At 69.7% G+C, this 24891-nt stretch carries 23 protein-coding genes; 10 read left to right on the forward strand and 13 right to left on the reverse strand.

What is annotated here, in order from left to right; genetic code table 11:
• Nucleotides 1–10 precede the first annotated feature (10 nt).
• The 3 genes from A6048_RS08450 to A6048_RS08460 all read left to right on the forward strand — a co-directional run bounded on the left by A6048_RS08450 (nucleotide 11) and on the right by A6048_RS08460 (nucleotide 3889).
• Nucleotides 11–853 carry an aldo/keto reductase gene (locus A6048_RS08450; protein ID WP_107747596.1) on the forward strand — a complete coding sequence of 281 codons (843 nt, stop codon included), beginning with the start codon at nucleotides 11–13 and terminating at the stop codon, nucleotides 851–853.
• Between the two features lie 118 nt (nucleotides 854–971).
• Nucleotides 972–2351, forward strand: a complete 1380-nt coding sequence (locus tag A6048_RS08455) for an MFS transporter (RefSeq protein ID WP_107747595.1) — start codon at nucleotides 972–974, stop codon at nucleotides 2349–2351.
• Nucleotides 2348–3889 carry an aminotransferase class V-fold PLP-dependent enzyme gene (locus A6048_RS08460; RefSeq protein WP_107747594.1) on the forward strand — a complete coding sequence of 514 codons (1542 nt, stop codon included), beginning with the start codon at nucleotides 2348–2350 and terminating at the stop codon, nucleotides 3887–3889. The genes A6048_RS08455 and A6048_RS08460 overlap by 4 nt, the downstream gene beginning before the upstream one ends.
• A gap of 57 nt (nucleotides 3890–3946) precedes the next feature.
• Here the strand turns inward: A6048_RS08460 and A6048_RS08465 are convergent, their stop codons facing one another.
• Together A6048_RS08465 and A6048_RS08470 are read right to left on the reverse strand one after the other, a co-directional pair.
• The gene (locus A6048_RS08465; RefSeq protein ID WP_107747593.1) at nucleotides 3947–4294 is read right to left on the reverse strand and encodes a hypothetical protein; all 348 of its coding nucleotides are present in this window, start codon (nucleotides 4292–4294) and stop codon (nucleotides 3947–3949) included.
• Nucleotides 4295–4361: 67 nt separating this feature from the next.
• Nucleotides 4362–5033 carry a GAP family protein gene (locus tag A6048_RS08470; RefSeq protein ID WP_159110246.1) on the reverse strand — a complete coding sequence of 224 codons (672 nt, stop codon included), beginning with the start codon at nucleotides 5031–5033 and terminating at the stop codon, nucleotides 4362–4364.
• 130 nt (nucleotides 5034–5163) lie between these two features.
• Between A6048_RS08470 and A6048_RS08475 the strand changes: the two genes are divergently transcribed.
• Both A6048_RS08475 and A6048_RS08480 read left to right on the forward strand, forming a co-directional pair.
• Entirely contained in the window at nucleotides 5164–6378 is a 1215-nt protein-coding gene (locus tag A6048_RS08475; RefSeq protein WP_107747591.1) for an ATP-grasp domain-containing protein, read from the forward strand.
• Nucleotides 6379–6431: 53 nt separating this feature from the next.
• Nucleotides 6432–7652 (forward strand): alpha/beta fold hydrolase, encoded by a 1221-nt coding sequence (locus A6048_RS08480; RefSeq protein ID WP_235027401.1) that lies wholly within the window; start codon nucleotides 6432–6434, stop codon nucleotides 7650–7652.
• A 40-nt stretch (nucleotides 7653–7692) separates the two neighbouring features.
• On the opposite strand, the gene A6048_RS08485 is transcribed toward A6048_RS08480, so the two are convergent.
• From A6048_RS08485 to A6048_RS08495, 3 genes are all read right to left on the reverse strand, one after another.
• Nucleotides 7693–8148, reverse strand: coding sequence for a universal stress protein (locus tag A6048_RS08485; protein ID WP_107747590.1), 456 nt, complete (start codon nucleotides 8146–8148; stop codon nucleotides 7693–7695).
• 204 nt (nucleotides 8149–8352) lie between these two features.
• On the reverse strand, nucleotides 8353–9984 hold the full coding sequence (locus tag A6048_RS08490) for an ABC-F family ATP-binding cassette domain-containing protein (RefSeq protein WP_107747589.1): 1632 nt from the start codon (nucleotides 9982–9984) through the stop codon (nucleotides 8353–8355).
• 215 nt (nucleotides 9985–10199) lie between these two features.
• Nucleotides 10200–10985 (reverse strand): thioesterase family protein, encoded by a 786-nt coding sequence (locus A6048_RS08495; protein ID WP_107747588.1) that lies wholly within the window; start codon nucleotides 10983–10985, stop codon nucleotides 10200–10202.
• 36 nt (nucleotides 10986–11021) lie between these two features.
• Here A6048_RS08495 and A6048_RS08500 point away from each other — a divergent pair, with 36 nt between their 5' ends.
• On the forward strand, nucleotides 11022–12206 hold the full coding sequence (locus tag A6048_RS08500) for a lycopene cyclase family protein (protein ID WP_107747587.1): 1185 nt from the start codon (nucleotides 11022–11024) through the stop codon (nucleotides 12204–12206).
• A gap of 5 nt (nucleotides 12207–12211) precedes the next feature.
• Here A6048_RS08500 and A6048_RS08505 read toward each other — a convergent pair whose 3' ends face one another.
• Genes A6048_RS08505 through A6048_RS08535 form a run of 7 tightly spaced genes read right to left on the reverse strand, consistent with a single transcriptional unit; the run spans nucleotide 12212 to nucleotide 18648 of the window.
• Nucleotides 12212–12682, reverse strand: coding sequence for a metal-sulfur cluster assembly factor (locus tag A6048_RS08505; RefSeq protein WP_107747586.1), 471 nt, complete (start codon nucleotides 12680–12682; stop codon nucleotides 12212–12214).
• Nucleotides 12683–12688: 6 nt separating this feature from the next.
• Nucleotides 12689–13141, reverse strand: coding sequence for a Fe-S cluster assembly sulfur transfer protein SufU (sufU, locus tag A6048_RS08510; protein ID WP_107747585.1), 453 nt, complete (start codon nucleotides 13139–13141; stop codon nucleotides 12689–12691).
• Nucleotides 13138–14397 (reverse strand): cysteine desulfurase, encoded by a 1260-nt coding sequence (locus tag A6048_RS08515; RefSeq protein WP_107747584.1) that lies wholly within the window; start codon nucleotides 14395–14397, stop codon nucleotides 13138–13140. Before A6048_RS08515 ends, sufU begins: the two co-directional genes overlap by 4 nt.
• 18 nt (nucleotides 14398–14415) lie before the next feature.
• Nucleotides 14416–15186, reverse strand: coding sequence for a Fe-S cluster assembly ATPase SufC (gene sufC, locus A6048_RS08520; RefSeq protein ID WP_107747583.1), 771 nt, complete (start codon nucleotides 15184–15186; stop codon nucleotides 14416–14418).
• Between the two features lie 56 nt (nucleotides 15187–15242).
• Nucleotides 15243–16451 carry a Fe-S cluster assembly protein SufD gene (sufD, locus tag A6048_RS08525; protein ID WP_107747582.1) on the reverse strand — a complete coding sequence of 403 codons (1209 nt, stop codon included), beginning with the start codon at nucleotides 16449–16451 and terminating at the stop codon, nucleotides 15243–15245.
• Between the two features lie 5 nt (nucleotides 16452–16456).
• Nucleotides 16457–17914 (reverse strand): Fe-S cluster assembly protein SufB, encoded by a 1458-nt coding sequence (gene sufB / locus A6048_RS08530; protein WP_107747581.1) that lies wholly within the window; start codon nucleotides 17912–17914, stop codon nucleotides 16457–16459.
• Nucleotides 17911–18648 carry a helix-turn-helix transcriptional regulator gene (locus A6048_RS08535; RefSeq protein WP_107747580.1) on the reverse strand — a complete coding sequence of 246 codons (738 nt, stop codon included), beginning with the start codon at nucleotides 18646–18648 and terminating at the stop codon, nucleotides 17911–17913. The genes sufB and A6048_RS08535 overlap by 4 nt, the downstream gene beginning before the upstream one ends.
• A gap of 161 nt (nucleotides 18649–18809) precedes the next feature.
• On the opposite strand from A6048_RS08535, the gene mptB reads away from it, so the two are divergent.
• Genes mptB through A6048_RS08555 form a run of 4 tightly spaced genes read left to right on the forward strand, consistent with a single transcriptional unit; the run spans nucleotide 18810 to nucleotide 23180 of the window.
• Nucleotides 18810–20423 carry a polyprenol phosphomannose-dependent alpha 1,6 mannosyltransferase MptB gene (gene mptB, locus A6048_RS08540; protein WP_107747579.1) on the forward strand — a complete coding sequence of 538 codons (1614 nt, stop codon included), beginning with the start codon at nucleotides 18810–18812 and terminating at the stop codon, nucleotides 20421–20423.
• On the forward strand, nucleotides 20420–21355 hold the full coding sequence (locus A6048_RS08545) for an ABC transporter ATP-binding protein (RefSeq protein WP_107747578.1): 936 nt from the start codon (nucleotides 20420–20422) through the stop codon (nucleotides 21353–21355). The genes mptB and A6048_RS08545 overlap by 4 nt, the downstream gene beginning before the upstream one ends.
• A complete protein-coding gene (locus tag A6048_RS08550) occupies nucleotides 21352–22143 on the forward strand; it encodes an ABC transporter permease (RefSeq protein ID WP_107747577.1) in 792 nt (263 codons plus the stop codon). The genes A6048_RS08545 and A6048_RS08550 overlap by 4 nt, the downstream gene beginning before the upstream one ends.
• 38 nt (nucleotides 22144–22181) lie before the next feature.
• Nucleotides 22182–23180 carry a COX15/CtaA family protein gene (locus tag A6048_RS08555; RefSeq protein WP_107747576.1) on the forward strand — a complete coding sequence of 333 codons (999 nt, stop codon included), beginning with the start codon at nucleotides 22182–22184 and terminating at the stop codon, nucleotides 23178–23180.
• A gap of 101 nt (nucleotides 23181–23281) precedes the next feature.
• On the opposite strand, the gene A6048_RS18640 is transcribed toward A6048_RS08555, so the two are convergent.
• Nucleotides 23282–24820, reverse strand: coding sequence for a hypothetical protein (locus A6048_RS18640; protein WP_244911062.1), 1539 nt, complete (start codon nucleotides 24818–24820; stop codon nucleotides 23282–23284).
• Nucleotides 24821–24891: the final 71 nt, after the last annotated feature.

Here is a 24891-nt window from a genome sequence, read left to right on the forward strand (position 1 = left end):
CGGTGGGCGCATGACCGCCCCCACACCACAGATCCCGCTGATCGACCTCAACGACGGCCGTGCGATCCCACAGCTCGGCTTCGGCACCTACCAGGTCCCTCCGGCGGACACCGAGAAGGTCGTCACCGCCGCCCTCGAAGCCGGCTACCGGCACTTCGACACCGCTCAGATGTACGGCAACGAGGACGGGGTGGGCCGGGCGATCGCCGCCTCCGGCGTTCCTCGCGAGGAGCTGTGGCTCACCACCAAGCTCAACAACAGCTTCCACGAGCGCTCGGCGGCGCTCGAGGCCACCGAGCGCTCCCTCGAGGCACTGGGCGGCCGGATCGACCTGTACCTGGTCCACTGGCCGCTGGCGATGCACGACGACGTGGCGCGCGTGTGGGAGGTCATGGAGGAGGTCCGGAGCGACCACCCCGTCGACTCGATCGGCGTCTCCAACTTCACTCCCGCCAACCTGGCCCGACTGTCCGAGGCGGGACTGAGCACCCCCACGGTCAACCAGATCGAGTCCAACCCCTACTTCGTCAACGACGCGGTACGAGCGGCCTGCGCCGACCGCGGGATCGCCGTCGAGGCGTGGAGCCCGCTCGCGCAGGGCGCGGTATTCGACGACCCGCAACTCACGGCGCTGTCGGAGCAGGTCGATCGCTCGGTCTCGCAGGTGGTGCTGCGCTGGGTGCTCCAGCGCGGGGACATCGTCTTTCCCAAGTCCTCGAACCCCGAGCGGATGCGCCAGAACCTGGAGCTGTTCGACTTCGAGCTGACCGATGAGCAGATGGCCTCGATCTCGGCTCTGCACAACGGCACCCGCTCGGGCCCGGACCCGGACACCTTCGACTGGCGCGGCTGACGCGGGTCCCGGCACACTCCTCATCGAGAAGAGCGGTCCGAACACGTTTCGTTGGAGCCAGGTGCGCGGAACGCTCTTTTCGACGGCGGACACGGTCGCCTCGACCTAGAGTCTGTCCATGACCACCACTCGTGCGCCCGGCGACGCCGCGCGCGTCGACGGTCCGTCCGCCGGGCGGCCCTCGGGCCGGATGTTGGCGTCATACGCGGCGGGGAGTCTGGGTACCGGGGCATTCGGGACCCTGCCCGGGCTGGTGCTCGCCTACTACCTCACCGACTCGATCGGTGTCGCCGCCGCGGTGGCGACGGTGCTGGTGCTGGTGCCCAAGGTGATCGACGTGCTGGCCTACCCGCTCATCGGGGCGATCTCCGACCGGGCCTCGCACCGCACCGGATACCGGACGGGGCTCATGCTGTTCGGGGCGCTCGCGCTGCCCCTGCTCTTCGTGGCCACCTTCTCGGCACCGACCCAGTGGGGCACCACGGTGGCCGGGATCTGGGTCATGGGCTTCTTCCTGCTGGCGTCGTTGGCCTACTCGTGTTTCCAGGTCCCCTACCTGGCACTGCCGGCGGAGCTGACGGGCGACTCCGCCGTGCGGGTGACGATCCTCGCGTGGCGGGTGGCGGTATTGGCCGCGACGATCCTCGTGGTGGGCGGCGGCGGCCCCGCTCTGCGCGAGGCCGCCGGCGGCGGGTCGACCGGGTACGTGGTGATGGCGGTCGCGGTGGCCGCCCTGATGCTCGCCGGCATGCTGTGGTCGACCTTCGGTGCCGGTCGGCGGACGGTCCTGCGGGCGGACGCCCAGGTCGGTGATCTCGGCCGGCAGTACCGCGACGGACTCGACGCGCTGCGGGTGACCCGTCCCTTCCGGCTACTCGTGGGCCTGTTCTGCCTGCAGGCGGTCGCCACGGCGGTGATGCTCGCCGGTGGCCAGTACGTCGCCACGTACATCCTGGGTAACGAGGCCGCATTGACCGGGCTGTTCCTCGCCCTCATCGGACCGGCGCTGGTGGTGATGCCGCTGTGGGCCCGCCTCGCCCACGCCCGGGGCAAGGTCCCCGCTCTGGCGGCCGCGACGATCCTGTTCACCGTGGCCGCTCTCATGCTCATCCCCGCGGGTGTGTGGCCCGGGATGTGGGTCCATGTCCCCGTCGCGCTGGCGGGGGTCGCCTACGCCGGTATGCAGGCTCTTCCCATGTCGATGCTGCCCGACACCACGGACATGGACCGCGAGCTGGGTGGCCGTCGCCGGAGCGGGGCGATGAGCGGGCTGTGGACGGCATCCGAGACCGGATCCATGGCGTTGGGGCCCGTCGTGGTGCTGGCGTTGCTAGCGGTGACCGGCTTCCGCTCGGGCGGAATCGCCGACCAGCCCGACCCCGCCCGCTGGGCCATCATCCTCGGCTTCTCCCTGGTTCCCGCACTTCTGACCGGTGCGAGTCTGCTGGTCATCCGGGCGCTGGGCCGCGAACACCCGAGCTGGACGGAGCCCGCATGACAGTCGAACCACCGGACACCGATCCCCTGGAGGCCCTGATCGCCCGGCGAGGCGAGGCGGCCCTTGAGACGCTGGCGGCGCTGCGGGCGTCGGACCCGCCCACGACCGGCGGCCGGGTGCTCTCCTATGTCTACGACTCGGGACTCGAGGGCGTGGACGAGGTGGCCGTGCGCGCGGCCGGCCTGGCGCACGGCGTCAACGACCTGGACCCGACAGTGTTCGGGTCGGTCGCCAAGATCCACGGTGGGATCGTGACGAGGGTCCGCGCGATCCTGGGCGGTGACGGTGGAGACGGTCCGGGGGACGACGACGAGGTCCACGGTGTCGTGACATCGGGCGGTACCGAGAGTTGCGTGCTGGCGTGTCTGGCGGCTCGGGAGGTCTCGGGGCGTGCCCCCGGCAGCGGCGGGACGATCGTCGCCCCGGTGACCGTCCACGCCGCGTTCCGCAAGGCCTCCCACGTCCTCGGGATGCGGTTCGTCGGCGTCGAGGTGGACCCCGCCACGGGCCGGGTGGCCGCGGCGGACCTGCTGGCCGCCGTGGATCACGACACCTGCCTGGTGGTGTGCTCGGCACCCTCCTACCCCACCGGCGTGATCGACCCGGTGGAGCAGGTGGCAGCAGGGCTGGAGGCCGACCACGACCCGCGGATCGGGCTGCACGTGGACGCCTGCCTCGGGGGCCTGGTCCTGCCGTTCTGGCCGGGCGGGGTGGGATCGATCTGGGACCTCCGGATCGATCGCGTCACCAGCATCTCGGCAGATCTCCACAAGTACGGGTTCGCCCCCAAGGGCACCTCGGTGCTGCTCAGCCGGGGCCGCGCCAGGCACCGCGCATCCTGGTTCTCCACCGTCGACTGGCCGGGTTACCCGGTGGTCAACCCAACCCTGTCCGGGTCCAAGCCCCTCGAACCCGCGGCTGCCGCGTGGGCGGTACTCGAGGCTCTGGGCGACGACGGTCAGTCCGAACTCGTGGCCCGCACCGCCGGGGCGACCGGACGCCTCGTGGAGGGGCTGGCCGGCATCGAGGGACTGCGCGTGATCGACTCCGATCCGGGACCCCTCATCGCCGTGGTGGCCGACAGGTCCGCGGGAGATGGCCGACGTGTCCATCCCCACCTGTGGGCTGACGAGTGCGGTCGCAGGGGCATCGCCGTGCAGGCGCAACCGGCCTACCGGCAGGAGCGAGGGGCCTTGTCGTCGTCATCCCACCTCACCATCACCCCGGTGACCGAACGGCTGACGGACGAGATCCTGAACGTGGCCCACGCGGCTGCTGACGCGGTACGCGGCATGCCAGACCCGGCGCCTCCGGCCGCGTTCGCCGACGTGCTGGCCGCGCTGGAGGCCGGCGCACTCTCCCCTGACGACCTGCTCGCCCTCCCCGAGGACGATGTGCACGCGATGGTAGCCGGAGTGCTCGCCGGCGACGGGGAAGACGGCGGGATGGCCGCACTGCTCGCGGCAATCGAACGCCTCCCGGCCGAGGTGGGTGCCCGGCTGGTGCGCGCCTACCTCGCCGCTGTGATGGAGGGGTGAACGCGAACCGCCCCCCGACCGGAGTCGAGGGGCGGCGCGAGGTGTGGGTGACTGGTGTCAGACCAGGACCGCGATGGCGACGTTGACGACGCCCAGCACACCGGCGATGTGGGCCAGGTTCGCGGTGCTGCCCTGGGCCCTGGCCTCCTTACGAACACCGACGACCGCGACCACCAGGATGACGATCGCGATGAGGAGCTTGATCCCGATCTTCATGTGGTTCAGGTCCGCGTCCTGCATCTCGCGGAGGCCGACGAGGATCAGCCCGGTGACCACCTGGAGGATCGCGCCGTGCAGGATCGCCTTGTTCATGTGCGGTGCCTTGATGGTGGCGAGCCACCCACCGATGATTCCGGCCAGGCCGATGAAGTGCAGGATCAGAACGATGTTGAAAGCGAGGTCCATGTGGACAAGTGTCTCAAACGTGCTGGTCAGCCCAATTGCTTAGGCTCGCCTTACCGGGGCGGCGGTGTCAGCGGTGCACGAACAGGGTGAAGCCGATCAATAACAGTCCTCCGAAGGTCATCAGGGCACAGGCCACCCAACGGAAGTCCCACGCCAGCATCCGTCCGTACGCCTCGGTGACCTTGGTCGTGGCGACCGGGAACCGGGACCAGATCCAGGCGAGCAGGACGAAGGGTTCGACCAGGGCCACCACGAAGACGCTGTAGGCGATCAGTCGAAGGAAGGGGTCGGTGCTCAAGCTCTCGACCAGTCGGCCGGTGAGGTACATGATCGGGAGCGTGGTAATGCCGACGATGGCTGCGCTGAATCCGAGCACGAACAGGCTGGCGGGCGGAGCGTTCTGGTCGGGTTCGCGCACCTTCCTCGGAGGGGCGTCGGGCACGATCTGCACCCACAGTGCCATGCCGGCTGCCACGAGCAGCAGGATTACGCCCACGGTGAGGTCGACGAATCGATTCTCGACCACCGCATCAGTGCGGTCATGCACCTGTGCCAGGAGATTCGCGGGATTGAGACCGTGCAACACCAGGGCGAGCACGGTGGCCCCGGTGACCAGACCCGAGAGCAACCAGGTGAGGCGGGCACGCACGTTCTGATTCCGCCCGAGGATGTCCGCGGTCGCGCCGTAGAGCACCGGACTGAAGCCCAGGGCCAGACCGAACCCGACAAGCGTAGGCACGGCCGCGATCCACCTCGTCACCTCGTCCATACGCTCCCGATTCCTCGCCTTGACGATAGTCATCATTGGGGACCGGATGCCCCGCTGTCGTGAATAGGATGTTCGAGAGGCCACCGCCGCTGAGAGGACCATGATGCGCGTACTCGTCACCAGTTCCAGGAACACCTTCGCCCTGGACATCATCCGCAAGCTCGGCAGCCTCGGCCACACAGTTGTGGCGAGCGACACTTTTCCGGGCGCGACGGGCAGCCACTCCAAGTACCTCGCGGGGCATGCCGTCACGGCGTCTCCCCGCTACGACACCGACCGGTTCATCGCCGACGTGAACCGGATCGTCGCTGAGTACGACATCGACCTCATCATCCCGACCTTCGAGGAGGTGTTCTACCTCTCGGCCCGGGTCGCGGACCTGCCCGAGGGCGTGACGCTGTTCGGCGGCAGCTTCTCCACACTCGCCCGGTTGCACGACAAGGCGAGCTTCCAACGCCTGGTGAAGCGGGCGGGGGTGCCGATTCCCGAGACCATCGTCGCGACCGACCACGACTCGCTCGTGGCAGCTACCGAGAAGTACCCACGCTATTTCGCCCGGGCGGCGTTCTCCCGCGGCGGTGTGGGTCTGCTGACGAACACCGGGCCGCTGGCCGGCAAGATGTCCGTCGACGACTGCCACCCCACTGAGGAACAGCCGTGGCTGGTGCAGCCGTTCGTCGACGGCCCGATGGTGTGCACCTACAGCACGATCGTGGACGGCAGGGTCACCTCGCACTGCACCTACCGCGCCCCGGAGCAGTGGGCGCACAGCACGGGCATCACCTTCCTCGCGGTGGACAGCACCGACACCCTCGATTACACCCAGCGCATCGTCGATGCGCTCGACACCGGATTCACGGGCCAGCTCTCCTTCGACTTCGTCGACAACGACGGAGAGCTCTACTCCATCGAGTGCAACCCCCGCCCGACCAATGGCGTCATCCTGCTCGAGGCGGAGCAGCTCGAGCAGGCGCTCACCGGGCGGAACGACGAGGCGTTCGTCGTCGAGCCGGGTGTCGAGCGCCAGATCAGCCTGGCCGTGCTCGCCGACGCGTTCGCCGAGCCGCTCAAGCACCTGCCCACCTCACTTCACGACCTGCTCCACGTGAGGGACGTCGGATCGGGGTGGCACGATTCCTTCGCCATGATGTGGAGTCCCGCGACTCTCGTCCACGGTGCCAAGCTGAGCCACGGCCAACGCAAGGAGCTGCTGGGCGCACTGGGCGATGACATCGTGTGGAACGGCGAGCCGATCGCCGGGATGAGCGCCGCTGACGCCGCCGCGCTCGAGGATGTCCACGAGCAGCGGATCTGACGTACCGCGCGGGTGACCGTCATGAGCGCGCTCGTCACCCGGTCGGCGCGGGTATGACCTGGCGCCGCGGCGTGGTGTCGGCGCTGTCCGTCGGCACAACGGGGCTGCGCAGAGTCAGACGACCGGCAGATGACTCCGGCCCCGCGTTCGATCTGACCTACGTGCGGACCGGCCCGCGCACCGTCTGCCCGACGGTGGTGGTCCCCGGCGGTCCGGGCCTCGGCTCGGTGTTGCCCTATCGGGGTCTGCGGCGGTGGGCCGCCCGCCTCGGGCTCGACCTGATCATGGTGGAACACCGCGGCGTGGGACTTTCCCGCACCGACCTCGTCGGCCGGGACCTGCCGGTCTCCGCGATGCGGGTCTCCGCCGTCACCGACGACATCACCGCGGTGCTGGATCGCGAGGAGGCGGACACCGCCTTCCTGGCCGGGTCCTCATACGGCAGCTACGTGGTCTCCTGTCTCGGTGCCCGACATCCCGATCGGGTGTCCGGGATGCTGCTGGATTCCACCCTGCAGTCGGCGGCGGACATCGGCATCGAGCGGAGGGCCGTGCGGTCGCTCCTCTGGGACGCGGACACCCCGATCGCGGCGGATGTGCGGAGCCTCTACGAGGGGGGTGTGGACGAGCGACTCCTGTTCGACGTGGTCCGCGCAGCGTATGAACTGGGAGGCGCGGAGTTGCTCGGTCCGTTGCTGCGGGAGCGGCTGCGGCGGGAGCGAGAGCAGCGGCCGAGTGGAGCGGCCTGGCGACTCCTGGAGGCCTACGCCACCCGGGACGACTCGATCGCGAACGTGCCCGGGTTGTACGAGTTCGACATCGCCGGAGCGATCGGTTTCCGTGAACTGGGATACGGCGCCCCAGCGGATGGCCTGCCACTCGATCCCGCGCTCACCTATGCACCGATATCGCACCTGTTCCCCTCGTTCGAGGCGGAACCGGTGGACCTGAACCGTGAGACAGCCCGGTTCACCTGGCCGATCGTGTTGCTCAGCGGCAACCGGGATCTCCGCACCCCGCCGCGCATCGCCGAGCGGGTGGCGTCGCTCGCGCCGGACGCGGCAGTCACCCGAATCGAGAACGGCCACAGTGCGCTGGACACCCATCCGGCGGCGCTCTTGAGCGCGCTCACGCACCTCACCACCGGACGGCACGAGCAGCTGCCGGGACGGTCCGACGCACTGGACGCTCTCCCCCGCCGAGGGCTCGCGGCCAGACTCCCCCGCCTGCTCGCACTCCTGCTACGGGTGGAGGCATCCTGGGGCGGACGGTGAGTGCACCAGTCCGGGGAACAGCGGGGTCCCGGTTCGGCACCTACTGCCCGGGGCCCCGATCCTGATCGGCGTGCTGGTGTGGCAGGACCACGACCGGGCACCGAGCGTGCGGAACGACGTGCTGGCTCACCGAGCCCAGGAGCATGCCGGCGAAACCGCCCCGCCCCCGGTTGCCCACCACCACGAGACGGGCATCCTTCGACGCCGCGACGATGGCCTCCGCCGGATGGCCGCGGACGACGATCTGCTCAACGCTGGCCTCGTGACCCAGGGTGTCACGCACGGCGTCGGTGAGCATGGTGTGCGCCCTGTCCTCCAGAATCGACGGGTCCACCCAGCCGGCCATGGCGTACGGACCGACGGCGGCGGGGGTCTCGACGGCGGTGAGGGCGATCAAGGGCGCCCCGGCAGTGCTCGCGTACTCGGCGGCCCAGGCCAGGGCTCTCAGCGAGTCTGGTCCACCGTCTACTCCCACGACGACTGGCTTTGCGTTCATCGGCCGACCTCCTCGGTGACACCGTCGTCGGTGCACCCGGCGTCCGGCCGGATCCGGCGACAACTCCACCGTAGACCCGCAGCGACGAGGCCGCGAGGAAGTGGACACGATGTATGCGCGAACGTCCGCGTGCCCTCGCTGCGCTCGGTTACGCGAGTTCGACGGTTCTATGCGCGAACGTCCGCGTGCCCTCGCTGCGCTCGGTTACGCGAGTTCGACGATCTCCATGTATTCCTGGCTCCACAGGTCCTCGGTGCCGTCGGGCAGGATGATGACCCGCTCGGGCTCCAGGGCCTCCACGGCGCCGGGGTCGTGGGTGACCAGGACGACCGCGCCCTCGTAGCTCCGCAGGGCGTCGAGGACCTGCTCGCGCGAGATCGGGTCGAGGTTGTTGGTGGGCTCGTCCAGCAACAGCACGTTGGCGGCCGAGGACACCAGCCCGGCCAGCGCCAGTCGGGTGCGCTCACCGCCGGACAGGGTGCCCGCGGGCTGCTCGAGTTGGGGGCCGGTGAACATGAACGCCCCCAGCAGGCTGCGTAGGTCCTGCTCCCCGGCGTCGGGGGCGGCGTGACGGATGTTGTCCCACACGCTGGCGTCCATGTCGAGGGTGTCGTGCTCCTGGGCGAAGTATCCCACCTTCAGGCCGTGGCCGGAGACGACCCCACCCTCGCCATCGGTGCGTTCGACACCCGCGAGGAGCTTGAGCAGGGTGGTCTTGCCGGCACCGTTGTAGCCCAGCACCACCACCCGGCTGCCCTTGTCGATCGCCAGGTCCACCCCGGCGAAGACCTCCAGGGAGCCGTACATCTTGGTCAGGCCCTTGGCGAACATCGGGGTCTTGCCACACGCGGCCGGGGTGGGGAACTTGATGTGCGCCACCTTGTCGGCCACCCGCACCGCGTCGAGCTCGTTCATCATGGTCTCGGCGCGGCGGATCATCTGCTTGGCCGACGCGGCCTTGGTGGCCTTGGCGCCCAGCTTGGCGGCCTGCGTCTTGAGGGCGGAGGCCTTCTTCTCGGCGTTCGCGCGCTCACGGCGGCGCCGGGCCTCATCGGTGGCGCGCGCGTCGAGGTACTTCTGCCACCCCATGTTGTAGGCGTCGATCTCCCCGCGCACGGCGTCGAGGAACCACACCCGGTTGACCACGGCCTCGAGCAGCTCGACATCGTGGGAGATGATGATCAACCCGCCCTCGTGCTTCTCGAGGAACGAGCGCAGCCAGGTGATCGAGTCGGCATCGAGGTGGTTGGTGGGCTCGTCCAGCAGCAACATGGTCTGGGACTTGCCGGCCCCGTCGGAGGCGGCGAACAGGATCCGCGCCAACTCCACCCGCCGGCGCTGACCACCGGAGAGAGTCCCCAGGTTCTGGGTGAGGATCCGCTCCTCGAGCCCCAGGCTGTTGCAGATCCGGGCCGCTTCGCTCTCCGCCTCGTATCCGCCCCGTGCGGAGAATTCGTCCTCCAGCCGCCCGTACCTGCGCACGGCCTTGTCCATCGCCGCGTCGTCCGGGGCGGCGACCATCTCGTCCTGCGCCTCGGTCATCTGGACCATCAGCACATCCAGCCCACGGGCCGACAGGACCCGGCTGCGCGCGAGCTGGTCCATGTTGCCCTCGCGGGGATCCTGTGGCAGATACCCCACGTCACTGGTCGAGATGACCTTGCCCGCGTACGGCTCACCCTCGCCGGCGAGGATCCTCATCGTCGTCGTCTTACCTGCACCGTTCCGGCCGACCAGGCCGATCCGGTCGCCGGGCTGGACCCGCAGCGAGGACCCGTCCATGTGGAGCAGGGTGCGCACGCCGGCGCGCACCTCCAGGTCGTCGATGGTGATCACGTGCGCGGGTACCTCGTCTGCTCTCGGGGGGAATCGGGCCGACCAGCCACTCTACCTGCGGCGCGACACCCACGACGAGTCCGGTGACCTGGGTCTCCGATCAGCCGGGCTCCGGCCGTCACCCCGACCGCGCCCTTACACCGCGCTGCCCTTACACCGCGCTGCCCTTACACCGCGCTGCCCTTACACCGCGCTGCCCTCACACCGTGCTGGTCTCACACAACGCTGCGCCCGTACAGATTCTGGACGCTGCGGCCGATCCGTCCCCGGTCGTCGGACAGGAGCGTGTCGGTGATGACGCCATGACCGGGGCCGCCCACTGTCTCGGAGTCCAGATGCACCCAGCCCACGTCGGGTTCCCGGTGCAGCGAGACCACCAGGTCGCAGTTAATCGCCGGATGGGTCAGCGGGTCGGTCGCCAGGGAGATCCCGCTCGCCGAGTCCGCCACGAGCACCGTGTGTTGCCACCCGGTCATGGTCTCCCCCTCCACCAGGTCGAGCCGGCTCCGGCCCCACGCCGCGGCCGGCCCCAGGGAGTCGCCGCCGCCGGAGTCGAAGGAGAAGTCGACCACCGAGAGATAGCCGTCGCCGTGGGCGAAGGACATCATCGGAGCGCGCTCGCGTGGCGCGTCCGGTACGGCGGGACCGGAGTGCTCGCCGTGGACCGGGAAGTCGTCCGGGGTCGACCGCATCAGCCACCCACGGGCCACCAGAGCAGGTCGGCCGTCCACCGAGGCGGTGGCCTCGAGCAGCTCCACGCTTCGGCCCGGTCGGACGGTGCGGACCTCGACGTCCAGCGCCGCCACGGGGATGGGGCCGAGGACGTCCACCGAGACCCGTGACAGTCGCACCCCGGGCGCCCCGTCGAGCCGCTCCATGGCCCGGACCAGCAATGCGCTCGGCGGTCCGGCGTGCTGCGAGTCCGGAGACCACGGACCCGCCGTCAGAGGCGAGGCATCGAACCGACCCACGGCGACCTGCTGGTAGAACGCTCCCGGCACTTCGATGCCCTCTCGTCGGCGGTACTGTCGGTCGTGATGGATGCTACGGGGGACGATCTCTACGACGTCGCTGTCGTCGGTCTGGGACCGGCCGGCCGCGCGCTCGCCTCCCGCTGCGCCGACTCTGGTCTGAGCGTGCTCGCAATAGACCCGAAGCCGGACGCGCCGTGGCGCCAGACGCTCTCGCTGTGGGCCGACCAGTTGCCGCCGTGGCTGGCCGCGGACGCCTGTGGCGTCGATGTTCTGGCGCACTCCGTCCACGCGCCGGCGCACTACTCCCCCGACCGGGCGGTGCTGGACCGGGTCTACTGCGTGTTCGACAACGAGGCCCTTCGCGACGCCCTCCCGCTGGGAGCCGGAGTGACGGTCGAGACCACGACCATCGACGATGCCGCGCTGGTCGCGCTGACCGCCCGCGCGCACCGGGTGGTGGACTGTCGCGGCGCAGGCGGCCCCGACAATCCCGGACCCCTGCAGACCGCCTACGGGGTCGTCCTGAACGCGGTCGACGCCGCCCCCGCCCTCGGCGGTGATCCGGCGCTGTTCATGGACTGGCGGACAGATCACGACGACGACGAGGTGGGCCCCAGCTTCCTGTACGCGATCCCCCTGGGCGCCGACCGGGTTCTCCTGGAGGAGACGTGTCTGGCGGGTCTGCCCGCACCGGATCCCGCCGTACTCGCGACCCGCCTACGGTCGAGGTTGCTGGGGCGCGGAGTCACGCCGTCGGCCGTCGACGCGCCGCTCGCAGTGGAGCGGGTACGGATCCCGCTTCTCCCGCGCAGTAGTCGGGTGGGGCACCCCCGGATCGAGGCCTTCGGTACCGCCGGCGGGCACGGGCACGCGGCGACGGGGTACTCGGTGGCCTCGATGCTGGCGGCGGTCCCCGGAGTGGTGTACGCGATCGGCTCCGGTTATCCGATACCGGCGCCCCGGTCCCCTGCGAGCACCGCTCTGCACGGGATCGGGCTCCGGGTCCTACTGCGAGCGGATGGCCTGACCCTGCGGCAGCTGTTCAACGCATTCGGCCGCATCGACAGCCGCCGGCAGCAGTGGTTCCTCGACGGAGCGAGTCCCTCGTACCAGCTGGCGCTGGCGATGTGGGACATGTGGCTGACCATGCCCGTCCGGGGCAAGGCGGGAATGGTCGCCGCCGTGCTCCGGAGGAATCCACGGCGCCCCGGATGGCCGAGGGTCGTGTCCCCGCCGACGGCCGGCTAGACCGGCTAGACCGTGAAGCCGATGGCCCGGAGCTGCTCCCGGCCGTCATCGGTGATCATCTGCGGGCCCCACGGCGGCATCCACACCCAGTTCAGCTCGAGATCGTTGGCAAGGTCGGAACCCACCACCGCGCTGCGCGCCTGATCCTCGATCACGTCGGTCAGCGGGCACGCCGCCGAGGTCAGCGTCATGTCGACGCGTGCGATGGTGGAACCCTCGGTCTCACCCGGGCGGACCCAGATGTCGTAGACCAGTCCGAGGTCCACCACGTTGATCCCGAGCTCGGGGTCGACCACGTCGCGCATGGCCTCCTCGAGGTCGGCGACCAGCGCGAGGTCCTCCTCCGACTGCTCGGGGCGGTTGGGGTCGGGGCGGAACTCACCGTTGTAGACGGTGCCCGCCGCTGTCTCGTTCTCGGCTGCCGAATTCGCGTCGTCGACCGTGGGGTCGTTGGCCGGGGTCATCTGGTCGGTCATGTCACTTCACTCCTGATGGTGTTCGGTCTGTCGGCCGAGAGCGTCCCTGTATGCCATCCACCCCAGCAGCGCGCACTTGACGCGCGCCGGGTATCGGGACACCCCGGACAGGGCGACGGCGTCGTCGAGGATCTCCTCGTCGCCCTCGTTCTTCCCGCGGGAGGAGATCATCGCGTGGAAGGCGTCGTAGGCCTCGAGAGACTCCGACACCGTGCGGCCGACGATGAGGTCGGCCATCATCGAGGTGGACGCCTGGCTTATCGAGCAGCCCTGGGCGTCATAGGAGACGTCCTCGACCGTCGACAGGTCGTCGGACAGTCGTAGCCTCAGCGTCAGCTCGTCACCACAGGTCGGGTTGACGTGGTGCACCTCGGCCCCGAAGGGCTCCCGCAGCCCGCTGTGGTGCGGGCGCCGGTAGTGGTCGAGGATGACCTCCTGGTACATCTGCTCGAGCTTCACGAACGCCCACCTCCCACTCCGAAGAACTCCTGCGCCCGGCGCAACGACCGGGCGAGCACCTCGACCTCGTCGAGTGTGTTGTACAGCGCGAACGAGGCCCGGACCGTGGACTGCACGCCGAGTCGGCGGTGCAGAGGCCACGCACAGTGGTGTCCCACCCGCACCGCCACCCCGTCGTCGTCGAGGACCTGGCTCACATCGTGGGCGTGGACACCGTCGACCACGAAGGAGACGGCGCCTCCCCGCGCGACCATGTCCCTCGGTCCGACGATCCGGATGCCGGGGATCTGCCCGAGGGCCTCAAGGGTGGCCGCGGTGAGCGACTCCTCGTGCCGGGCGATGGTCTCCATTCCCACGGACTCGAGGTAGCGAACCGCGGCCGCCAGGCCCACGGCCTGGGACACCATCGGCACCCCGGCCTCGAACCTCTGCGGCGGATCGGCGAAGGTCGACTGCTCCATGGTCACGGTGGAGATCATCGATCCACCGGTGAGTACCGGCGGCATGGCCCTCAGCAGCTCGCGACGTCCGTAGAGCACGCCTATGCCGGTCGGGCCGAGCATCTTGTGACCGGAGAACGCGGCGAAGTCCACACCCAGTCCGTGGAAGTCCACCGCCATGTGCGGGACCGACTGGCAGGCGTCCAGGACGACGAGTGCCCCCACGCGATGCGCCGAGTCGACCACGCGGGCCACATCGGTGACCGCGCCGGTGACGTTGGACTGATGGGTCAGCGCGACGACCTTGACCGCGTCGGTCAGCTGGAGCGAGTCGAGGTCGATCCGGCCGTCATCGGTGATGCCGTACCAGCGCAGGGTCGCCCCCGTCCGCCGGCACAGTTCCTGCCACGGGACGAGGTTGGCGTGGTGCTCGAGTTCGCTGATCACGACCTCGTCACCCGGCCCAACGGTGTACCCGCCGAAGCGATCGTCCCCGAGGGCGAATGCGACGAGGTTGAGCGCCTCCGTGGCGTTCTTGGTGAAGACCAGCTCATCCACATCGGCGCCGACGAACCCGGCGATGCCGGCGCGGGCGTCCTCGTAGGCGTCCGTCGCCTCCTCGGCGAGCTGGTGCGCGCCCCGGTGGACGGCCGCGTTGGAGTGCAGGAGGAAGTCCCGCTCGGCGTCGAGTACCGGGATCGGGCGCTGTGAGGTCGCCCCGGAGTCCAGGTAGACCAGGGGCTTGCCGTCACGGACCGTCCGCTGCAGGATCGGGAAATCCGAGCGGACGGTCGTGATGTCGAGGGTCGAGGTCATGTTCTCCCAGCTGTCCGATCAGGCGTTCGCGGGCGTCAGGTACTTCTCGTAACCCTCGGCCTCGAGCTCGTCCGCCAGCTCCGCTCCACCGGAGGCGGCGATCCGGCCGTCCACGAAGACGTGGACGCGGTCGGGCGTGATGTACCGAAGGATGCGGGTGTAGTGCGTGATGAGGAGGATTCCGCCGTTCTCCTCGGCCCGGTAGCGGTTGACGCCGTCGGACACCACGCGCAGCGCGTCCACGTCGAGGCCGGAGTCGGTCTCGTCGAGCACGGCGATCTTGGGCTTGAGCAGGTCCAGCTGGAGGATCTCATGGCGCTTCTTCTCGCCGCCGGAGAAGCCCTCGTTGACGCTGCGCTCGGAGAAGGCCGGATCGAAGTCGAGGTCGGACATGGCCTCCTTGACCTCCTTGACCCAGTGCCGGAGCTTGGGCGCCTCGCCGCGCACGGCGGTGGCCGCGGTGCGCAGGAAGTTGGCGGTCGAGACGCCGGGGATCTCGGTGGGGTACTGCATGGCCAGGAACAGGCCGGCGCGGGCCCGCTCGTCGACCTCCATCGACAGGACGTCCTCCCCGTCGAGGGTGACGGTGCCGCCGGTGACCTCGTACTTGGGATGACCGGCGATGACGTAGGCGAGGGTGGACTTGCCGGAGCCGTTCGGGCCCATGATGGCGTGGGTCTTGCCCGACTCGATGGTCAGGTCGACGCCCTTGAGGATGTCGACGGTCTCAGCCGAATCGGCGGTCGCGGCGACGCGGGCGGTCAGGCCCTTGATCTCGAGAATGGTCATTGGTGTGCTCGCAATCTTCTTGAAGTCTTCGGGGATGGTCTCTCGGGGGTCTGGAGTCAGATCCCGGAGGACTGGAGTTCCAGCTCGACGGCCTCGGCGATCCGCTCACGTACCTCGGGCACGCCGATGCGGTTGATCACCTCTCCGAAGAAGCCACGGACCACGAGGCGACGGGCGACGTCCTCGGCGATGCCCCGCGACATGAGGTAGAACAGGTGCTCCTCGTCGAAGCGACCCACGGCGCTGGCGTGACCTGCGCCGGCGATCTCGCCGGTCTCGATCTCGAGGTTGGGCACGGAATCCGCCCGCGCCCCGTCGGTGAGGACGAGGTTGCGGTTCATCTCGTAGGTGTCGGTGCCCTCGGCCGCCGCGCGGATGAGGACTTCGCCGATCCACACGGTGTGGGCGTCGGGCAGGTTCGACGTCGCATCGCCCTGCAGTGCGCCCTTGTAGAGGACGCGTGACGTGCAGTGGGGCACCGCGTGGTCGACCAGGAGCCGGTGTTCGATGTGCTGACCGTCGTCCGCGTAGTACAGGCCGTTGATGTTCACCGTGCCGCCCGGGGCCGTGAACGCCGCCAACGGCGCGATACGGACGAGCTCGCCGCCGAAGGTCACGGCGGTGTAGGTCAGGGTCGCGTCCCGACCGACCTGGAGGTGGTGATTGGCCAGGTGCAGTGCGTCGTCATCCCAGTCCTGGATGAGGACCACCTCGAGGTGGGCCGAGTCGCCGACGATGAACTCGACGTTCTCGGCGATGGTCCCCCCGCCGCGCTGGTCTACGACGAACGTCGCGTTGGCGAACGGATCCAGTCGGATCTGGGCGTGGCCGTAGGCCAACTCGCCCTCCCCCGGACCGTCGACCGTCACGTACACGGGTTCGGTCAGGACGGTCTCCTTGGCCACGGTCAGCACCGTTGCCTGCTCGACCGAGCTGAAGGCCTGGGCCGCGACGCGGTCCCGGGGGGCGCCGGCCTCGCCGATCCGCTTGTCAGCGGTGTCGACGCTCTCGACGGTCAGTCCGTCACGCTCGGCCACGGACACGAGCAGGTTTCCGGTGGCGGTGACGTTGGAGCCGTCATGGATCCCGCGCAGCCGCTTGAGCGGGGTGAAGCGCCAGATCTCGTCCTTGTGGCTTGGGACCTCGAACGCGTTCACGTCGAAGGAGGAGAACTGGTCGCCCTTGGTGGCGGTGACGGGGATTCCGTAGCGGTCCGTCACCGGCGTGGGGCCGGATCCGGTGGTGGGTGTAGTCGTGTCGGTCATGGCGGTCAGCCCACCGATCCTTCCATCTGGAGTTCGATCAGGCGGTTGAGCTCGAGGGCGTACTCCATGGGGAGCTCTTTGGCGATCGGCTCGACGAACCCGCGCACGATCATGGCCATCGCCTCGTCCTCGGCCAGGCCGCGGCTCATGAGGTAGAACAGCTGGTCCTGGCTCACCTTGGAGACGGTGGCCTCGTGCCCCAGCGTCACATCGTTCTCGCGGATGTCGATGTAGGGGTAGGTGTCGGACCGGCTGATGTTGTCGACCAGCAGCGCGTCGCACTCGACGTTCGACTTGGAACCCTTGGCGCCGGCGTTGATCTGGATCAGCCCGCGGTAGGCCGAGCGTCCGCCACCTCGCGCCACCGACTTGGAGACGATGTTCGAGGACGTGTTGGGCGCCAGGTGCAGCATCTTGGAACCGGTGTCCTGGTGCTGTCCCTCTCCTGCGAAGGCCACGGAGAGGACCTCGCCCTTGGCGTGCTCACCGGTCAGCCACACGGCCGGGTACTTCATCGTCACCTTGGAACCGATGTTGCCGTCGATCCACTCCATCGTGGCGCCCTCTTCGGCCCGGGCGCGCTTGGTGACGAGGTTGTAGACGTTGTTCGACCAGTTCTGGATGGTCGTGTAGCGGCAGCGGCCGCCCTTCTTGACGACGATCTCGACCACGGCCGAGTGCAGCGAATCCGACTTGTAGATCGGCGCGGTGCACCCCTCGACGTAGTGCACGTAGGCGCCCTCGTCGACGATGATGAGGGTGCGCTCGAACTGGCCCATGTTCTCGGTGTTGATCCGGAAGTAGGCCTGCAGGGGGATGTCCACCTGGACGCCCGGGGGGACGTAGATGAACGAGCCGCCCGACCACACGGCCGTGTTGAGGGCGGAGAACTTGTTGTCGCCGGCCGGGATCACGGACCCGAAGTACTCCGCGAAGTACTCGGGGTGCTCCTTGAGCGCGGTGTCGGTGTCCATGAAGATGACACCCTGGCTCTCCAGGTCCTCACGGATCTGGTGGTAGACCACCTCGGACTCGTACTGGGCAGCGACGCCCGCGACGAGGCGCTGCTTCTCCGCCTCGGGGATTCCGAGCTTGTCGTAGGTGTTCTTGATGTCCTCGGGCAGGTCCTCCCACGAGGTGGCCTGCTTCTCCGTGGACCGCACGAAGTACTTGATGTTGTCGAAGTCGATCCCCGACAGGTCCGAGCCCCATGCCGGCATCGGCTTCTTGTAGAACGTCGCCAGCGCCTTGAGCCGCTTGGCGAGCATCCACTCGGATTCGCTCTTCTTGTTGGAGATGTCACGCACCACGGCCTCCGAGAGGCCACGCTGGGCTGTCGCACCGGCGGAGTCGGAATCGTGCCAACCGTAGTTGTACTGACCGAGGGAGGCGATCCGCTCCTCATCGGTGGTCGGCTCGTGCACAGTGACGTCGGCCGTCACCTGATCTGGGGTGATGGTCATCGCACAGTCCTTTCGGGGGTCGGAACCGACGCGTCTGCGCCGGCCGCTGCCGGAATGGTGGCCGCCAGGTCACCGGCGGTCACCATCCCGGTGGGGATGTTCGTGGTGCAGGCGCAGTTTCCGCCGGCAATGGTGGACAGGCGCTGGACGTGGGTGCCCACGATCTCGGACACCACCTCCTGCTCGGCCTCGCAGAGTTCGGGGAACCGGGAGGCGACGTTCCACACCGGGCAGTGGTGCTGGCAGATCTGCAGTCCCGCACCGGCCTCCTCGATCGATGCGGCATACCCCGAGTCGGTCAGGGCGGCGGCGATGTCCGTCGCCGCACGCTCGACGTCGTCCGCGCCTTCGGCGGGACGGACATGGCCGATGATCGAGCGGACGCGCTGGCGCGCGAAGTCCGCGACGGCCGCGGTGCCACCGATGCGTCGCAGGGCCGACAGGGCCTCGACCGCGAGGTGGTCGTACCCGTGCTGCGCGGAACTGCGGCCCATCGCGGTGACGCGGAACGCCTTGGCCGGACGGCCGCGTGTGCCCGCCGGCCGGGTCCGGGTGGACTCGACCTCCCCGGTCTCGACCAGGTGGTCCAGGTGCCGTCGGACACCGGCCGCGGTCAGACCCAACTCACGTCCGATCTCCACCGCGGTCAGTGCCCCGCGCTCCAGCAGGAGCTCACGGACGGCCGAGCGGGTGTCGGGCCGCGTGCTGCTCTCGAACACGTGCTGCACGCTCATCTGACACTCCCTTCCGGCTATGCTCGGTGCGCCCCGAGCGGACGCACCACCTGATATTACGCAACACTTCCGTGACGGAAATATTCCCACCCCCCCGGCGCGTCCGGTGGTCCCGCCGGGATGTGACCTTCGACACCCACGGTGGAGAGAGGCTGAGGTCAGTGGCATCCAGTTTCCCGGTACGCGGCGCGGGGTCGGTCACCGCCCGGCTCCACACCGAGGAACGGTTCACCGGGGCCCCGCCGCCAGCAGAGCTGGCCCGACTCCGCCGGATCCGCAGGATCGGCACCACAGCGGCGGTCGCGATGGCGGTCGGCGCCCTCGGCGCCGGCGCCCTGCCGGTCCTGCAGAACCCGGTCGCCGGCGAGCGGTTGTTCGGCCTGTGGCTCAGGGTGCAACAGTCCTCCATGACCGTGGTCATGACCGGGATGGTGGTGGTGACACTCTGCTGGCTCCTGCTTGCCCCGTACGTCCTGGGCCAGGATCGCCGCGGACGCCTCAGTGGCCGCATCGACCGGGCCACGCTCGACCGGATCATCGCGTCGTGGGCGCTGCCGCTCGCCCTCGCTCCCCCCATGTTCAGCAAGGACGTCTACAGCTACCTCGCCCAGGGCGCCATCGGCAACACCCTCGACGACCCGTACGAACTGGGGCCCGTGTCGGCACTGGGGACCTCACACGCACTGACGGTCAACGTCCCGGACATCTGGCGGGACACCCCCAACCAGTACGGCCCGCTGTTCCTCGGCGTCCAGAAGATCATCCACACGCTGACGGGGGACGACGTGGTCCTCGGCACGATCCTGCACCGCGTGGTGGCCATCCTCGGGATCCTCATGCTGGGCTGGGCAGTCCCACGCCTGGCCGAGTACTGCGGGGTGTCGGACGTGGCCGCGCTCTGGCTCGCGGTGGCCAATCCGCTCGTCTTGTTCCATCTGGTGTCGGGCATCCACTCCGAGTCCCTCATGATGGGACTGCTGGCCGTGGGGCTCGTGCTGGCGCTGCGCGCCGTGGACTCCCTCGAGTCCGGCCCGCGCACCACGGTCCTCTTCGTTGTGGGGACCGTCCTGGTCACCGGATCTGCCCTGGTGAAGTTGCCCACTGTTGTGGCACTGGGCTTCGTCGGGATGGCGCTCGCCCGACGTTGGGGCGGCGGGCCCCTCGCCACCGCTCGGGCGGCTCTGGTCATGGTGGCGATCAGCGGCGTCACCACCGGACTGGCGATGCTCGCCACCTCGTCGGGCCTCGGGTGGATCACGAAGCTCGGGGCGGCGACGTCGCTGCGCAGCTGGCTCTCTCCGCCCACCGCTCTGGGAGTGATCGTCGGTGGGATCGGACAGTATCTGGGACTGGGCGACCACACCGCTCAGATCCTGGTGATGGTCCAGACCGTGGCTCTCGTGATCGCCGGCGTCTTCACCGTCAGGATGCTCTTCGCGGTCTCCGCCGGCCGGATCAACCCGGTGGGGGGACTCGGGGTGTCGATGGCGGCCATCGTCCTGTGTTTCCCCGTCGTCCAACCCTGGTACGTCCTGTGGGCCCTGATCCCGCTCGCGGCGTGGGCCTCGCGGATGGAGTTCCGGTTACCCGTGGTGGCGGTCAGCGCGGTCCTCGCCTGCTTCACCCTCCCGCCGGGTGCAGGCCTTCCGCCGTTCGTCACCGTCCAGGCATGGGTGGCCACCGTGGTGGCCGTGTCGATCCTGTTGATCGCGATGTTCCGCTGGCCGGGGCTGTTGCGCTTCCGGCAGTCGACGCGGCCTAGAATGCTCCCGTGACCTCACGCACCGACTCCCCCGCGCTGCACGTCGAGGGACTCGTCAAGAGGTTCGGTGACACCACCGCCGTGGCCGGTCTGGACCTCCGGCTGGACCGCGGCGAGGTCATGGCCCTGCTCGGTCCCAACGGTGCCGGCAAGACCACCACTGTCGAGGTGTGCGAGGGATTCCTCCGTCCGGACGGGGGGTCTCTCCGGGTACTGGGTCTCGACCCCGTCTCCGACCGGCAGCGCGTCCGCAGCCGGATCGGCATGATGCTCCAGGGCGGCGGTGCGTACCCCGCGGCGCGTGTCGGGGAGATGGTCCGGCTGGTCGCCTCCTACTACGCAGACCCCCTCGACCCGGACTGGCTTCTCGCCGAGCTGGGGCTCAGCGACCACGTCACCACCCCGTACCGGCGGCTGTCCGGCGGTCAACAGCAACGACTCTCGCTCGCCATCGCGGTGATCGGCCGACCCGAGCTGGTGTTCCTCGACGAGCCCACCGCCGGACTCGACGCCCAGTCCAGGCGGGCCGTGTGGGATCTGGTCCGGGCGTTGCGCCGTGACGGCACCGCCGTTCTGTTGACGACCCACCTCATGGACGAGGCCGCCGCGCTGGCCGACGAAGTCGTGATCGTCGATTACGGTCGCCGTGTGGCCGCAGGTACACCGGCCGAACTCGCGCGGGCGGGCACGTCCGAGGGCGTGACCCTGGTCGTCGACGGCGAGGCCTCCCCGACTCTCCTGACCGGTGCGATCGGACCGGAACACACCGTGACGACGGGGTCCGCGGCCGGTGTCCTCGAGGTCCACGGCCCGGTCTCCCCCGAACTCATGACCACTCTCTGTACCGCCCTCGAGCAGGCCGGCCTCCAGCTCACCTCCCTGGCCACCCGCGCCAGGAGCCTCGAAGAGGTCTTCCTCGACCTGACCGGACGGGACCTGCGATGACCGACACCCAGACCGGCACCAACCGCTTCGCACCGGGCACGTTCGCCCGGCCCTCGGCACCGGCCTCGCTCGCCCGTATGACGGCAGCGCAGACCCGGATGGAACTGACCCTCTTCCTGCGCAACGGTGAGCAGCTGCTCGTCGCCCTGGTGATCCCGGTGGCCGTGCTGTTCGCACTCACCGCGATCGAGTTCGGTTCGATCCCGCAGCCACGGATCGACTACGCGATCACCGCGGTGTTGACCCTCTCGGTCATGGGCACGGCGTTCACCGGACAGGCCATCGCCGTCGGCTTCGACCGGCGCTACGGGGCGCTCAAGAGGCTCGGTGGGACCCCGCTCCCGCCAGCAGTCATCATCACGGGCAAGATCCTGGCGACCCTGATCCTGGTGGCCGGTCAGGCGGTCCTGCTCGGCGCCATCGCGGCCGGGCTCGGCTGGCGCCCCGGCATCGCCGGCCTGGCGGTGGGCGCGGTGATGATCGCGCTCGGGTCAGTCGCCTTCTCCTCGATGGGGCTCCTGCTCGGGGGGACCCTGCGCGCGGAGATCGTGCTGGCGCTGGCCAACCTCATCTGGTTCGTCCTCATCGGTGCCGCCGGTCTGGCGATCGGTGTGGCCGCCCTACCCGACTGGCTGCACGACCTCCTCGTCGTCGTCCCGTCGTACGCCCTGACCAGCGCGCTGGTCACGGCGATCGACGGAGGGTTCCCCGCCCTGGCGGCCCTGGTCCTGGCCGGGTGGACCGCGGTCTGCGCCGGCCTGGCCGTGCGGCACTTCTCCTTCACCTGATCGCGGAGCCGTCCGCGCCCCCGCCTAGAATCGGGTGCGTGACCTCGACTTCGCACGCCCCGAACCCCGGCAGCCCGGCCACGAGCGATCCCCCCGGACCGACGGGACCGCTGTCCCGTCTGCCGATGCCGTCGATCAGGCTGCAGAAGGGCCTCGCGCTGGCCAACGTCTTCGCGCAGATCGGCATCATGACCACCGGGGTCACCGTCCGGGTGACCGCCTCGGGGTTGGGCTGCGAGACGTGGCCACGGTGCAACCAGGACAGCTTCGTCCCCGTCGCCGGGGCCGGACCCGCGATGCACCAGGCGATCGAGTTCGGCAACCGGCTCCTGACCTTCGTGTTGGTCGCTATCGCGGCGGCCCTGCTGCTCGCGATACATCGTGCCGGTCGTCGGCGTGGGCTCAAGGTGCTCGCGTGGGCGATGCCGGCCGGGATCCTGGCTCAGGCGGTGATCGGTGGCATCACGGTCCTGGCCGGCCTCGTGTGGTGGACAGTCGCGCTCCATCTGCTCCCGTCCATGATCCTGGCCTGGCTCGCGGCCGTCCTGTTCGTACGGATCGGTGAGGCCGACGACTCCCCTGCGCGCCGCGTGGTCCCGGAGCCCCTTTCCTGGCTCACTATTCTCTCCGCCGTGCTCCTGGCAGGCGTGCTGGTGACCGGAACCATGGTCACCGGAGCCGGCCCCCACGCCGGTGACGCCCGCATCGAGGCCGCCGACCGTCTCCAGATGCCGATCCAGTGGCTGGTCCACTTCCACGCCGAGCTGATGGTCGGGTACGTCTGCCTGCTCATCGGCCTCGCGTTCGGCCTGATCGCTCTGCGCGCCCAGGGACCGGCCATCCGGCGCTGTCTGATCCTGATCGGCCTGATCGCGGCTCAGGCGGTGGTGGGCATCACCCAGTACCAGCTGGGGGTGCCCGAACTTCTCGTGGTGCTGCACGTGACCCTGGCCGGGGCGATCACCGCCGTGACCGGCGCGCTCTGGGCCTCAGCGGTCATCCGGGAGCGGGCCGTCGGGAGCACGCGGCCCGCGTAGATCCCCCATACGCGGGCCAGCGCGCCGGACAGACCGCCAGACCTCTCGACGAGAACGGCCCCGCCGGTGGCGGGGCCGTTCTCCCTTGTCTGGTCGGGGGCTCAGAGCAGCGAGCCGGAGCCGGCCATGCGCTTCCAGTGGCCCGCGGGGACATCGGTATTGGAGACCAGCTCGCGGGTCCAGTCCGAACCGGTGAGCCCGGGGACCGAATCGCGCACCGCCTCCGCCTCGGCCAGCGTGTCGACCATGTAATCGTCCATGACTCCGTCTGCACCCACGAACGTCAGACGGACCCCCGTCCGACCGGTGGGCTGGAGGACCAGGTTCGCCTCGCCGCCGTGGCGGGCGAGGAACCTCTTGACGAACTTCACCGCGGCCGGGGGCGGCGTCGGACCCGCCGGAACGCTCTCGACCTTGATGGGATCGATCTTCTCCGACGGCGCCTTCTCTGCGGCTTGAGTCTCGGGCGATTTCTCCTCGGCGGCCGGTTCGTCCGCCGGCGGCGTCGCGGCGGGTTGCGACGCGGCCGGGGCGTCGGCGGGCCTGGAGGCAGCGGAAGGGACGGCCTCCGCCTCGGTGGGTGCCTCGGTCGCCGAGGGCTTCTCAGCAGAATCCGCCGCTGGCGCGTCCCCACCGGCAGCACCGCCGCCCAGGGACAGCCCCGCCGAGCCACCACCGGGGGCCTTGGCCTTGGACCCGCCACCCAACGTCAGACCGCCCGGCTTACCGCCACCAGGAGTCTTGGCCGTCGACCCGCCGCCGAGCGTGAGCCCGCCCGACTTCTTCGCTGCCGGCGCCTTGTCGGTGGGTGCTTCTTCGGCGGGTGTCTTCGTGCCCGAGCCGTCGGCCGTGACCTCGCCGGGCTCGTCGACAGCCGGCGCATCGGACTCGGGTGCTTTCGCGGCGGCGGGTTCGTCCGACGCCTTCGCGTCTGAGCTGGAACCCGCGGTCTCCGCGGCTCCCGCGGCTGCGGCCGCACCGGCGCCGCCGCCCAGGACCAGCGTGCCGACGGAGCCTCCACCGGGGGCCTTGGCCCCCGAGCGACCACCCAGCGTCAGTCCGCCACCGGTGGGCGCCGACGAGGTCTCGGCTCCGGCGGGCTCGGCTGTCGTGGACTTCGCCTCCGCGGGGTCGGTCCGGTCAGGCTCGGAACCGGGCGCGTCTGCGACGGACGCGGGCGCGCTCTCCGACTTCGGCTCGGTGTCCCCGGATTCCGGGGTGGAGGCGGGCGCGGCCGTTGCGTTGGCCGGAGCGGCCGCTGCCGCCGCCCGTGCGGGGGCCTCGCCCCCCTCGACTTCCTTGATCCGCGAGCCGTGCAGGGCTGAAGCGACGCCACCGGGCGCCTTCGGGGCGCGGCGACCCAGGCTGATCCCGCCGGTGGAGGTGCCGGCCGCCGCGGCCGCGGGTGCGGCCTGGGTGGTGGTCTTCTCCTCGGATGGCGCGGCTACCGGAGCGGCCTCGCTGGTGGTGGTCTGCTCCGCCGGCGCCGCCGCGTCGCCCGCGTCGGACACCGTCTCGACGGCGGCGGGCGCCTGATCGGGAGTCGACACGGCGCCGGATCCGCTGGTGGTGACGGCGGGCCGACCGGTCGCCCGGACTCGCGGTCCCCCGGCGTACTGGGAAAGGATCTGCAGGCTCATGGGGGTACCTTATCGCCTCCGGTGTCCCCGGTTGTCCGCCGCTCCCGTGGTTCCTCGACCCGACCCGACGA

This window comes from Dietzia psychralcaliphila, assembly GCF_003096095.1.
In the GTDB taxonomy this organism is placed as follows: domain Bacteria; phylum Actinomycetota; class Actinomycetes; order Mycobacteriales; family Mycobacteriaceae; genus Dietzia; species Dietzia psychralcaliphila.